Origin of the sequence: Desulfoglaeba alkanexedens ALDC, from assembly GCF_005377625.1 — a bacterium.
GTDB lineage: Bacteria > Desulfobacterota > Syntrophobacteria > Syntrophobacterales > DSM-9756 > Desulfoglaeba > Desulfoglaeba alkanexedens.
The window spans coordinates 1,505,629-1,517,462 of sequence record NZ_CP040098.1; the positions used below are offsets into that span (position 1 = coordinate 1,505,629).

Genomic DNA, 11,834 nt, shown 5'->3' on the forward strand with positions numbered 1-11,834 from the left:
GTGACATCAGCTTGAAACTCGGTCATTGTGGCAGTTTCACCTGCAGGTGGGGCGGCCATGGGGCCTGCGGATCCAACCGCACATAGGCCATGCCGGGCAGCCCGGTTTTCACCTGCTTGATATGCTTGCGAAGCAGGTCAGAGGGAATGTGCGCCTTGATGCGAAACATCAGTTTTTGCCGCTCCTCGGCGGTTTCCACCGTCTTGGGGGTGAACTGCGCTACATCGGCCACAAAGGACACGCGGGCCGGGATCACATATTCCGGCGCCGCATCCAGCACCAGGCGCACTTCGGAGCCCAGCGTCAGCCGCCCCGCCTGGTCGGTGGGCAGGAAAAAGGTCATATAGACATCGCTCAGATCGACCAGGTTCAGCACCCGCCCGCCGGCCCCCACCACCTCGAACGGTTGGGCCACCCGGTACTGCACCCGTCCGTCGCGGGGCGCCTTCAGATCGCTGTCAGCGATGTCGGCCTTGATGCGCTCGACGGTAGCCACTGCGGCTTCATAGGACGACTCGGCCTCTAGTACTTGGGAACGAGCCGTGGCAATGGCCGCTTCGGCCGCCGCCACCTGGGCCCGGGCCGCACTGATGGCAGCCTCGGATGCTTGCACCCGAGCCCGGTCGTCATCCGCCTCCTGGTGCGACACCGCGGCAATCGCCGCCAGTGCGGTGGAGCGGACGGCACGCTTCCGAGCGGCGTCGAGTTCCGCCTGGCGCTGCACCACCACGGCCTCAGCCGCCGCTTTTTCGCTCTGGCGCTGAGCCAGCTGGCTGCGGGCGGTGATGACCGCACTTTGCGCCTGCTGAACGTGCGCTTCGGCCTCCCGCAGTTGGGCCTGGAGCACATCGGTATCCATCCGCGCTACCACCTGACCGGCGCTCACGAAATCCCCTTCATCAACGAAGATGTCCTCTATCCGGCCCGCATTTTTGGCCGCCACATCGATCTCAGTGGCTTCGATGCGGCCGTTGGCGCTGACAATGCCATGGCTGTCGCCGGGGCCCTTGAGGTATAGCCAGACAAACAGGAGTGCGATCGCCACAATCCCCGCAACCCCCGCGGCCCGTATCCACCATGCCCTGCTCCGGTCATTCATTTGATCATTCTCGTTCAAAATTAAGCGTTTGGCGAACTACACGTAAGGATCGGCAAGCGCCAGCTCGCTCGGGGGCAAGTCTCTGGGGGAGCAGCACCGCGTATTGCTCATCGGTTTGGGCATGAGGGATCTTCGGAAACAGGAAGCGCAGGTAGGCGTACGGTTCAAGCCCGCAAGCCTTGCCCGTTTCGATAACCTCGGCCCGGTTCTCCGGCCAGTGAAAGCGGTCCTTCTCCAAACGCTTCTGCCAAAGACAAAATCCGTTGCCCCCAGTACAGAATCTTGATGATGGTGCGGGCTCGATTGCAGAAAACGAACCAATGCCCGGAAAACGGGTCCAACTCCAGATGTCCATCCACCAACACCGACAAGCCATGGACGGCCTTGCGCATGTCGGTGCTTCAAGGAGCGAGAAACACCCCCCTGTGTCAGGATAGTTGTCGCATGATCTAAATCCATCTACAATCGAATTTCTTGGGGGCGATGGAGGATCGGATCATGCAATATTCCAAAGAGCGTAAAGAAGCTGTTCTGAAAAAGATGATGCCGCCGCACAACCGGTCGATCATCGAGCTGGCCAGGGAGGAAGGCATCAGCGAGGCAACTCTGTACCTCTGGCGCCGGCAGGCGCGCGAGCGGGGGCTGTTGCTCCCCGACTCGGATAGGGTCCCCGAGGGATGGACCGCGCGGGACAAGTTCAATGCGGTGGTTGAGACTACCGCCATGAACGAGGCCGAGCTGGCCGAGTACTGTCGCCGGAAAGGGCTGTATCCCGAACAGTTGGCCCGGTGGCGCAGGGCCTGCGAGACGGCCAACGACTGGGACCGCGAGGCGAACCGCCGGCTGAAAAGCGAGCAGAAGGCCGATCGCAAGCGTATCCGCCGGCTCGAACGCGAGCTGCACCGCAAGGAGAAGGCACTGGCCGAAGCGGCGGCACTGATGGTGCTTCGAAAAAAAGCCGAGGCGATCTGGGGGGAGCCCGAGGGCGAATGATCAGCGCCCCGGATCGCCGTCGAGCTGTCGAGCTGATCGAAGAGGCCCGTAAGATCGGTGCGCGGCTGGAGCCGGCGTGCCGGGAGCTGGGGATAACCGCGCGTACCTATCAGCGCTGGACCAGAGACGGCTAGGTGAGAACCGACCGGCGACCTGAGGTGCCACGGCCGGCTCCAGCAAACAAGCTGTCGTCGGAGGAGCGAAAGACGGTTTTGAGCGCTTGCCATAATCCTCGATATGCCGGCCTTCCTCCGGGGCAGATCGTGCCCAAATTGGCCGATCAGGGCGTTTACATAGCCTCGGAGTCGAGCTTCTACCTGCTTTTGCGCGAGGCTGACGAGCAACATCACCGGGGCCGCAGCCGGAAACCGCAGGCGAGCACGCCTCCGAAAGGCTACTGTGCCACGGGGCCGAACCAGGTGTGGTCGTGGGACATTACGTATTTGCCTACACTTGTCAGCGGAATATTCTTCTACCTGTACATGATCATAGATGTCTTCAGCCGAAAAATTGTCGGCTGGGGGAGGTCCACGCTGAGGAGTCTGGCTTCAATGCCGGCATTCTGGTCCATAAAGCGATTTTGTCTGAAGGCTGCACCGCGTCGCCGCCGGTACTTCACCAAGACAACGGCGCGCCACAGAAAAGCTTCACCCTGAGGGCGAAACTGGAAGCATTGGGGGTGATCACCTCTTACAGCCGCCCGCACGTCACTGACGACAATCCCTACTCGGAGGCCCTGTTCAGGACGGTGAAATACCGGCCGGACTATCCGTACCGCGGGTTTGAGAGCCTGGAAGATGCCCGGTGTTGGGTACTTGAATTTGTGCGTTGGTACAATCATGATCACCAGCACAGCGCCATCCGTTTTGTCACTCCTTGCCGGCGGCATGACAGAGAAGACCACGAGATTCCGGCCGCTCGCCGGCGCGTGTACGAAGAGGCTAAGGCCCGCCATCCAGAACCCTGGAGCGGCAACATCCGGAACTGGGAGCCCGTTCCTGAAGTTTGGCTCAACCCACCGGCTGATGCCAATAGACAGCGAACATCGGCCGGGGCGGCATGACTTCGCGTGAAAAACACTGCATCCTTGCCTCACTCCATATGGATGAGAGCAACAATGTATCTCGCGGCATGACTTTGCGTGACAAACACTACATCCTTGAGCCCGAGGTTGGAGCGGGCCATCCTCTCGCCGTCGGCCTGATTTCTCACCGGCATGGCCGAAGAGACGGTGTCAAGGCCGCGCCGGCGCCCGAAGGGCCTGGCCTTGACACTGTCTCTGGCCATGCTACTTCATCAAGGCCGACAGCGAGGACCGGCTCCATGCTGAACTCAAAAACAACATCGGACCAGCCTGTTTTCAACATGGAAAAGTCCAATTCCATTGAACCAAGACAAAACATCAGCCCGAGCAACATGGCTTCGTGCGACAACTACCCTGACAGACACCGTATTTGCATATACAAAGACCCCGACAACTTCCAACGGGCTCGTCCAACTACAGGATAAGATCGTGCTTCGCTTCGCTCTCACGATCTATCCTTATTCGTTAGGCGTGTTCCTCACCCGCGAGCCACATGTCTGCCTTGACTGGTAGCTCGAACAGCTCGCTTCGCAGGAGACGCGTCGAGAAGAACAGCACCTCCAAGTTTTCAACTTCACCTGTATCGGGGTTGAGCCGCGCTACGACTTCGTCCCCGAGCTCCTCCGACTCTTGCTCCGCGTAAGGTGGACACTTGTCAATGTGGAGGATGTCTGCATCCCGGTCATACATGAACCTCAATTTCGTTTCCATTCGACTGCTCCTTCCACCAGCCTTCTGGCAATGTACGCCGTGATGATCCAGTGGCGACCTCTCTGATCCCGCTCGCTTACAACCACGACTACCACGTGCTTGCCGCCGCGCAAATCATTGTACCACTTGGAGAACAACTTAGCACCAGTGAATCGAGCGGATCGGCGAACTTGATCAGGGTCCGAAAGCGTTTCCGCCATCCGCCCTCGGTGCTGTGGCAGTAAGTCGGGATGTCGTTCAGCGATGTGACACTCCCGCTCCTCGGTCAGCTCTACCTCCCCCTTCAAATAGGAACAGACAAACCTGGTCATCATGCTTCTCCAATCAAATTCCAGACTCCCCGAAGGCGCCTATAACGTCTGAAGCCAATGGCAGCCAGGGCTTCCACTGACCTGGTTAAAAATTTTTGTTGTTCAACTCCCCCGAATTTTCAAGACCCGAATGCCCTGGCTGTCCTTTGAGCTTCATGGTTGGGCAGCAATTTCCGGAGGCCCTGTAAAGCCTTGAAAACCGGGCCTTGAAGGATTTTTGGTTTTCGCGAACTCAGGGGGTGATTTCGGGCTGCGAAGGGGGTTTAGGAGGTGAATTTTTTCGACTATTTTGCTGTTTCATGCTGGAGAGCCGCCCGCGTCTCTGGTAGGCTATTTTGCCATGAAGCCCAGCAAAGACGCTCCTTCCTCCAAGATCCGACTTCGCAAGCATCTGAATGCAGATGCCCTGGTGAGGGCGGTGCGCCGTGAGTTCGAAAAGATCCCCGATCCCCGCAAAGGCAGGCCGCAGATCTCCTTTGCGGATGCGGCCATGAGCGCCTTCGCCATGTTTTCTTTGAAGGATCCCTCTCTTCCGGCCTTTGAGAAACGCTGGTCGGCTCGGGATCACAACCTGCACGCGCTCTACCACATCGAGAAGGTCTCTTCCGACAGCACCATGCGGGAGATTCTCGATGAGGTTTCGCCCTATGTGTTTCGACCCGCCTTCCGCGAGATCTTCTCACGGCTTCAGCGCGGAAGGCGCTGGCTCAGATGACCGTGCTGGACGGCCGCTACATCCTGGCCCTGGACGGCACGGGCTCTTTTTCGTCGGAAAAGGCCTTTTCCGACGCTTGCCTTCGAAAAACCTCTCGCACCAGCAAGACCACCTATTCCCTCCAAATTATGGGAGCCGCCCTCGTCCACCCGGACCACAAGGCCGTGATCCCCTTTCCCCCCGAAGTGATCCGAAGAGAAGACGGCGACACCAAAAACGACTGCGAACGCAACGCCGCCGGCCGTTGTATCGAGGGGTTAAACTCAGAGATCACGCCTTCCTTTTCGAAAAGGCCGACGAGGCCATCGCCGAGGGCCGGGCTGTGGAGTTCTGGCACGCAGCGGAAGACAACCCCGAAACCCTCCATTACTTCCGCTTCATCAACGATCTTCCCCTCAACAAGTCCCATCCCGACCTACGAGTGAACCTCCTCGAGTACTGGCAGGTGACTCCCAAGGGGCTTCTGCGGTTTTCCTGGGTCACCGATATCCTCATCCGCCGGGAAAACGCCGTTACCTTGATGCGGATCGGCCGGGCAGGCTGGCGCATCGAAAACGAAATCTTCAACACCTTGAAAAACCAGGGCTACCACCTCGAACACAACTACGGTCTGGGCCGAAAACACCTTAGCGCCGTTTTCGTCACCCTCATGATGTTGGCCTTCTGCGTGGACCAGAGCCTCCAACTGTGTTGCCCGCTGTTTCAGGCCGTATGGCGAAAGCTCCAAACCAAACGGGACCTCTGGGAGAGGATCCGGGCCATGTTCTGGGACTTCCGCCTGGAGTCCATCCGGATGCTCTACGAGGCCCTTCTTTACGGATACAAAAGGCTGACCCCGATCATCGCCTATAACACCTCGTAGGGCGGAGAAAGGAATCACCCCCATGCAGAACCTGCGCCTTTCACCCGAAAAACCGACGCGGAGGTGCGCCTTCAAACCGGGAATCTGAGCCCCTCACGCTCCAGGTGGCATCCCTCAACGGGACGTTCGGACCCTCGATCACCCCAAACGGCCCGCTGAAGACTCGAAGACTCTCCTTTCACGCCCGCTTTTCACCCAAGGACCATCCACTCCGGGAATTGCTGGCGGTTCATTGTCCTCCTCTTGCACAGGCCATTGACCTGGGCGGTATAGGCGTATTCCGTGTTGAACAAAAATTCACGACAATGCCCTACTTCTTTTCCCTCCGGAAACCAAAGCTTACACAGCATAAAGGCGCATTTCCCTTTTTGTGCTACAGGCCTTTTGCGAAGCCCTGTGGAGTATCTTTCCTCTTTTATTCCTGCGCCGCAAGGCCTTTATAATCGCGGTGCTGACCGGCGCCGTGCGCCGATCAAACAGACGTAGTCTGGTTGATCGGTGTGCGGCGTCCGGTAAAGTACCTTGTTCTGGCGCAAAGCGCCAGGGCAAGGTACTTGACGAAGTCAGCACCGCGATTCTCGGCGGCGCAGCCGCCGAGAACGAGAGGGCTCAGGCGCGGCGGCCTTCTCGGTCTCTGTGACAGCCACTCCCTTTGTGGCCGCCGTCGCCTGCAGCCTGGGGTTGGGTTGCCTGCACATTTTATTGTCTCTTGATAATGCTAGATCGTCAGCAATTTCCGGAGCCCCTGTAAAGCCTTGAAAACCGGGCATTGAAGGATTTGGTTTTCGCGAACCCAGGGGGTGGTTTCGGGCTCCGAAGGGGGTTTCGGAGGTGAATTTTTTCGACTATTTTGCTGTTTCATGCTGGACAGCCGCCCGCGTCTCTGGTAGGCTATTTTGCCATGAAGCCCAGCAAAGACGCTCCTTCCTCCAAGATCCGACTTCGCAAGCATCTGAATGCAGATGCCCTGGTGAGAGCGGTGCGTCGTGAGTTCGAAAAGATCCCCGATCCCCGCAAAGGCACGCCGCAGATCTCCTTTGCGGATGCGGCCATGAGCGCCTTCGCCATGTTTTCTTTGAAGGATCCCTCTCTTCTGGCCTTTGAGAAACGCTGGTCGGCTCGGGATCACAACCTGCACGCGCTCTACCACATCGAGAAGATCCCTGCCGACAGCACCATGCGGGAAATTCTCGATGAGGTTTCGCCCTATGTGTTCCGACCCGCCTTCGGCGAGATCTTCTCACGGCTTCAGCGCGGCAAGGCGCTGGCTCAGATGACCGTGCTGGACGGCCACTACATCCTGGCCCTGGACGGCACGGGCTATTTTTCGTCGGAAAAGGTCTTTTCCGACGCCTGCCTTCGAAAAACCTCTGCCACCGGCAAGACCACCTATTCCCTCCAAATGATGGGAGCCGCCCTCGTCCACCCGGACCACAAGGCCGTGATCCCCTTTCCCCCCGAAGTGATCCGAAGAGAAGACGGTGACACCAAAAACGACTGCGAACGCAACGCCGCCGGCCGTTGTATCGAGAACCTGAGAACCGACCACCCCCATATCAAGCTCATCGTGACCGAAGATGCCCTCAGTCCCAACGCTCCCCACATTGAAACCCTCAAGCGCTTCGACTGCCGCTTCGTCCTTGGGGTTAAACCCGGCGATCACGCCTTCCTTTTCGAAAAGGCCGACGAGGCCATCGCGGAGGGCCGGGCTGTGGAGTTCTGGCACGCAGCGGAAGACAACCCCGAAACCCTCCATTACTTCCGCTTCATCAACGATCTTCCCCTCAACAAGTCCCATCCCGACCTACGAGTGAACCTCCTCGAGTACTGGCAGGTGACTCCCAAGGGGCTTCTGCGGTTTTCCTGGGTCACCGATATCCTCATCCGCCGGGAAAACGCCGTTACCTTGATGCGGATCGGCCGGGCACGCTGGCGCATCGAAAACGAAATCTTCAACACCTTGAAAAACCAGGGCTACCACCTCGAACACAACTACGGTCTGGGCCGAAAACACCTTAGCGCCGTTTTCGTCACCCTCATGATGTTGGCCTTCTGCGTGGACCAGAGCCTCCAACTGTGTTGCCCGCTGTTTCAGGCCGTATGGCGAAAGCTCCAAACCAAACGGGACCTCTGGGAGAGGATCCGGGCCATGTTCTGGGACTTCCGCCTGGAGTCCATCCGGATGCTCTACGAGGCCCTTCTTTACGGATACAAAAGGCTGACCCCGATCATCGCCTATAACACCTCGTAGGGCGGAGAAAGGAATTACCCCATGCAGAACCTGAGCCTTTCACCCGAAAAACCGACGCGGAGGTGCGCCTTCAAACCGGGCATCTGAGCCCCTCACGCTCCGGGTGGCATCCCTCAACGGGACGTTCGGACCCTCGATCACCCCAAACGGCCCGCTGAACACTCGAAGACTCTCCTTTCACGCCCGCTTTTCACCCAAGGACTATCCGCTCCGGGAATTGCTGCTAGATCGTGAGCCCACACTGGACTTGGCAGCTGAAACTAAATCAGGAAGCTTTTTGTTCTTGGCATTCTTGTAACGCGACATTCGCAAGGCAAGTTTTTGATCAATCTTTTGGAGAAATTTTGGTGATCTTAACGCAGCACGGACGGTCTTGAAATCCTCAAGGTCATAGGTGTCTATAGCGAGTTCTGTGAATAGCTGTAATCCTTCGACTGCATACTTCCTCAAAGCATTCTGGAAGTCATTAGATGCCATAGCCTCCAACGAAATTCGAAGAGGGGTTCGGTTCAACTCCTCCACGAGTTTCGATGAACAGTGGACACCCCAATACGTTCCACTCACACCCAGCAACGCTCCGGTTGTCTTATCAGCGTCGCCAGCATCGACAAGGCTTTGCAGTTTCGATTGGCGTTCCTCATCAGTCTGTATGCCTAAAAGCCAGTAGAGATAGACTCTTTCAGGTGCAACATCATGTGGGAACAAGCGTTGGTAGTGACGGTCGAATAGCTCCTGTTTCTCCTTGACCGCATCGATTAGTGTGTCAGGATAGCCCGCTGCCAAGTACTGGGCAACACGATCAAGTTCCATGATGGACTGGTAGTCCTTTCTCCGTCTGCTACCTTCCTGCTTTGGCGCGTACTGTATGTCAATATTTTTGAAAGACTCACGAAGACGCTCCTGGACAGGGTCTACTGACCTTACAGCCCAAATCTTAACCGGGTTTTGAGTGTTGTTGTACCTCACTATATCAGTCAAGAGCGTTGGCTTTGCTGCAACGACTCTGGTCAACACATTGGCATTATCCGGTGCTCCGGCGTTATGAAGAGATACAGTTGTTTGGCATCCGTTGACAATACTAAACCGAGTAAGCCTATATGTTTTATCACTTTCTTTTGTGCAGGTATTTGCTACGATGGTGATCCCGTTGTTCAAGGCCCAAAAGAGACCTGGTGATGTCCTGGCTGTTTCTATCATCCTTTCATTGATTCCGCCTTTTCTTGCCCCTATGAAGTAACGAACATTGCCTTCGAACAGACGCCGTCCGTGAGCTTTGTACAAGCGTCCAAGTTCGGCGGCAGGGACACTCCCAACGATCGCTCGTCCATATTCTCCGGAATCCTCAAACACTCCGCCTGCAAAGGAGATTGTGTCCTCAGGAACAGACTTGTCTGCGGACCGGAATACAGCGTATTGATTCAAGATGTCATCACACGGCGCATAGAAGAATTTGATCCCCCTGAATTGTTGAGCACGATTGGCTTGTGCGCATGCCCGTTCAATCTGGTCGGATTTTTTGGCCAGACTAATCAGCCCTAATTCAATGTCATATTCGGAAATCTCAGCACCAGCCTCTTCGAGGATATCCGCTACATCAGAGCGACCGGCGTCAGACATCAACTTTGGATTCTGTATTGCCGGAATGGATGCAACCAAGGCATCCCATTTGGACTTGGGGGTAGCTTTCTCTCTTCTTTTCGGATAGTGTACCTGCAATACGGTTATTCGACCATTGGGGTGGTCTACGAGCAGCACGTCTATCCCTTGGTCCTCTGGACCGTCTACAGAAGCTCCTTCAAGGGCCTGATCTTCGTCGAAATCAAGCAGGGTTGTCGCATACCATGCGCCAAAGCCTCGTTCCTCAGAGATCCCGCCACGTCTCGATAGCTCCTTAACAGACGCAGCAATCTCTTGAAGCAGTTCATTCTCGTCAAAACTCATTGCGTAACTCCCTTTCTTCTGCACCCCAACAAATAATCATACAGTTTCCGGTGAACTCCAGGGCCTGTGATTCGGCGGTAGCAATCATTTTGACGCAGGTCTTGAAGCCGCGGGTCGCCAGTTGCCCTTTTCCAGCTTTAACTGACCATCTCGACAATCTGAAATTTTACCGCCTTCAGTCGGCCAGCGACATCCAGTCTCGCTGATCGCCGCGGTTCTTTGACATAATTATCGTATAAATCGCGTCATTACTGAAAGCGCGAAAATTCTGGAAGTATTCCTGTTGGACCACCGACTGGACGACCTCTTCGGAAGGGATGGCCGAGCTGACGGTTCGCAGCCATCCCGTGTATCGTTGCCAGATCCTTTTGTGACAGCTCAGCGCCAGAATTTGAAGAATCCCGGTGGCGATGCAGCCGAAGTTGACGAAGGCCTCGACGGCGTTGGTCGTTTCCGCAATCAACCGTTTTCTCCGGTCGTCGTCGACGGTTGAAAGATCGCTGTTGGTGGCCTTGCCAATTCGTGGCCAAGCAGTCGTCCAGAATCGGTAGAAAAAGGCGCCTATCAAGTGGTTCAGGACCTTGAAGCTTACCTCGATCTTGAACCGATAACTGTAGGCCAGGATCATGTCCCGGGCTCCGAGGGTCAAATCCGAGCCCATCAGGATGAACCGCTCGTCTCCATCGGCGACCAATACAAAACGCAGTTTTTCGCCGATCGGTTTCCAGAGCAGGTCCAGAGTCAGAACCGCCACGTCTTTGACCTGTCCGTACAGCTCGATGCGCTCCTGTTCAAAGGACGGCCGGCGCTTTTCAAACAGTTCGATCAGGGCAAGCTTTTCACCATATTGCCTCCGCCGGCCGGGACGTCAGGTTGTCGGCGGTGCATCGGCGTAGGCCACCACGTTGCTTTTAGCACGGGTCACCACACGCACCAGTCGCCGGCCGGCGGCATCGCGCACCATCTTGAGGATTGCAAACACCGGTCCCACGGCGAAGTAGGCATCCAGTACCAGCAGACACCGTTTACCCAGTGCCGGCACCAACTCTGCCACCATGGCCGCCATCAAACTGGTGATGCTGACCTTCGGCTGGCCGTCGACCAGCGGATCGGGCTTTTTTGGGAAACGCCGAAGCGCTTCTACGCCTTCATGGAGCTCGGCACAAAGCGGGATGCAAAAGATTGTTTTTACTCCAACCGCCAAGAACACCGATCACTCCCCAGTAGTGCCCGTAAATGTACGGGGCTTTGCCCGAGTTGTCCGGCTCCTGATGAAGCCGCTTGACGCCGGGCATCTTTTCGGCTTCCTTCGAGACCTTGATACCGTCGCCGGCCAACACCAGGCGACCGTCAATCTTCACCGGGATGCATCGCTCCAACACGATTTGCCACCAGCGGCGCAAGATCGCGTGGAGCTTCCAGCGCCGGGCCCGGAAGAACGAGAGCATCCCCGTGTAAATCGAGGGCCGGATCGCAAGCCAGCGGACAAAGGAACTGGCCCCGCAGTGGTCGATGCGCACGATGAAGCCCAGCACCACAGTCACAAACCAGCGATAGGCGGCCTGGCGGGTGAAACAGGGTCGGAAGGCTTCCAGGATGCGGCTGATATGACCGATCATGACCCCTCCTTTGCCATGGCGAAGGTATTGGGGGCCGTGCGCACAACGCCTTGTCCGGCACGGACTTTTTTCAACGGGGCCGAGACGATGGAGTCTCGGTTCAGTTCGGTGCCGTGCTCCTGCCCCCTGTGTCAGGATAGTTGTCGCATGATCTAAATCCATCTACAATCGAGTTTTTTCGGGGCGATGGAGGATCCGATCATGCAATATTACAAAGAGCGTAAAGAAGCTTGAGCCGTTGCGCGCAG

General features: G+C 56.9%; 11 protein-coding genes and 2 pseudogenes. 4 read left to right on the plus strand and 9 right to left on the minus strand.

Translation table 11 applies throughout. The features are described 5' to 3' along the window. Positions 1 to 22 precede the first annotated feature (22 nt). The 3 genes and pseudogenes from FDQ92_RS06895 to tnpB form a co-directional block, all read right to left on the minus strand. Positions 23 to 1,099: an HlyD family secretion protein gene (locus FDQ92_RS06895; protein WP_137423894.1), complete on the minus strand. Its 1,077-nt coding sequence runs from the start codon at positions 1,097 to 1,099 to the stop codon at positions 23 to 25. Between the two features lie 4 nt (positions 1,100 to 1,103). Then, positions 1,104 to 1,337 carry a transposase domain-containing protein gene (locus FDQ92_RS06900; protein ID WP_137423895.1) on the minus strand — a complete coding sequence of 78 codons (234 nt, stop codon included), beginning with the start codon at positions 1,335 to 1,337 and terminating at the stop codon, positions 1,104 to 1,106. Between the two features lie 12 nt (positions 1,338 to 1,349). Further along, positions 1,350 to 1,491: pseudogene (tnpB, locus tag FDQ92_RS16540) on the minus strand (IS66 family insertion sequence element accessory protein TnpB); the annotation flags it as partial. A 103-nt stretch (positions 1,492 to 1,594) separates the two neighbouring features. Here tnpB and FDQ92_RS06910 point away from each other — a divergent pair. Then, positions 1,595 to 3,155: pseudogene (locus FDQ92_RS06910) on the plus strand (IS3 family transposase). 29 nt (positions 3,156 to 3,184) lie between these two features. On the opposite strand, the gene FDQ92_RS06915 reads toward FDQ92_RS06910, so the two are convergent. Next, positions 3,185 to 3,379, minus strand: a complete 195-nt coding sequence (locus FDQ92_RS06915) for a hypothetical protein (RefSeq protein ID WP_137423897.1) — start codon at positions 3,377 to 3,379, stop codon at positions 3,185 to 3,187. A 262-nt stretch (positions 3,380 to 3,641) separates the two neighbouring features. Beyond that, the gene (locus tag FDQ92_RS06920; protein ID WP_137423898.1) at positions 3,642 to 3,887 is read right to left on the minus strand and encodes a DUF2283 domain-containing protein; all 246 of its coding nucleotides are present in this window, start codon (positions 3,885 to 3,887) and stop codon (positions 3,642 to 3,644) included. A gap of 651 nt (positions 3,888 to 4,538) precedes the next feature. Here FDQ92_RS06920 and FDQ92_RS15430 point away from each other — a divergent pair. The 3 genes from FDQ92_RS15430 (at position 4,539) to FDQ92_RS06935 (ending at position 8,026) form a co-directional block, all read left to right on the plus strand. Then, entirely contained in the window at positions 4,539 to 4,913 is a 375-nt protein-coding gene (locus FDQ92_RS15430; RefSeq protein ID WP_211341395.1) for a hypothetical protein, read from the plus strand. A 244-nt stretch (positions 4,914 to 5,157) separates the two neighbouring features. Then, positions 5,158 to 5,775 carry a hypothetical protein gene (locus FDQ92_RS15435; protein ID WP_211341396.1) on the plus strand — a complete coding sequence of 206 codons (618 nt, stop codon included), beginning with the start codon at positions 5,158 to 5,160 and terminating at the stop codon, positions 5,773 to 5,775. A gap of 901 nt (positions 5,776 to 6,676) precedes the next feature. Further along, complete coding sequence (locus tag FDQ92_RS06935) at positions 6,677 to 8,026, plus strand: transposase (protein WP_137423899.1); 1,350 nt, start codon at positions 6,677 to 6,679, stop codon at positions 8,024 to 8,026. Between the two features lie 201 nt (positions 8,027 to 8,227). On the opposite strand, the gene FDQ92_RS06940 is transcribed toward FDQ92_RS06935, so the two are convergent. The 4 genes from FDQ92_RS06940 to FDQ92_RS06955 form a co-directional block, all read right to left on the minus strand. Beyond that, complete coding sequence (locus tag FDQ92_RS06940; protein ID WP_137423900.1) at positions 8,228 to 9,967, minus strand: AIPR family protein; 1,740 nt, start codon at positions 9,965 to 9,967, stop codon at positions 8,228 to 8,230. Positions 9,968 to 10,142: 175 nt separating this feature from the next. Further along, entirely contained in the window at positions 10,143 to 10,721 is a 579-nt protein-coding gene (locus tag FDQ92_RS06945; protein ID WP_137423901.1) for a hypothetical protein, read from the minus strand. 114 nt (positions 10,722 to 10,835) lie between these two features. Next, positions 10,836 to 11,171, minus strand: a complete 336-nt coding sequence (locus tag FDQ92_RS06950) for a hypothetical protein (protein WP_137423902.1) — start codon at positions 11,169 to 11,171, stop codon at positions 10,836 to 10,838. Further along, complete coding sequence (locus FDQ92_RS06955; protein WP_137423903.1) at positions 11,116 to 11,586, minus strand: transposase; 471 nt, start codon at positions 11,584 to 11,586, stop codon at positions 11,116 to 11,118. The genes FDQ92_RS06950 and FDQ92_RS06955 overlap by 56 nt, the downstream gene beginning before the upstream one ends. Between the last annotated feature and the right edge of the window lie 248 nt (positions 11,587 to 11,834).

Bases quoted from the DNA above. Each gene is read 5' to 3' on its own strand.
- FDQ92_RS15430 (WP_211341395.1), top strand. From the start codon at position 4,539: ATGAAGCCCAGCAAAGACGCTCCTTCCTCCAAGATCCGACTTCGCAAG.
- FDQ92_RS06915 (WP_137423897.1), bottom strand. From the start codon at position 3,379: ATGGCCAGAGACAGTGTCAAGGCCAGGCCCTTCGGGCGCCGGCGCGGC.
- FDQ92_RS06895 (WP_137423894.1), bottom strand. From the start codon at position 1,099: ATGAATGACCGGAGCAGGGCATGGTGGATACGGGCCGCGGGGGTTGCG.
- FDQ92_RS06920 (WP_137423898.1), bottom strand. From the start codon at position 3,887: ATGGAAACGAAATTGAGGTTCATGTATGACCGGGATGCAGACATCCTC.
- FDQ92_RS06940 (WP_137423900.1), bottom strand. From the start codon at position 9,967: ATGAGTTTTGACGAGAATGAACTGCTTCAAGAGATTGCTGCGTCTGTT.
- FDQ92_RS06955 (WP_137423903.1), bottom strand. From the start codon at position 11,586: ATGATCGGTCATATCAGCCGCATCCTGGAAGCCTTCCGACCCTGTTTC.
- FDQ92_RS06935 (WP_137423899.1), top strand. From the start codon at position 6,677: ATGAAGCCCAGCAAAGACGCTCCTTCCTCCAAGATCCGACTTCGCAAG.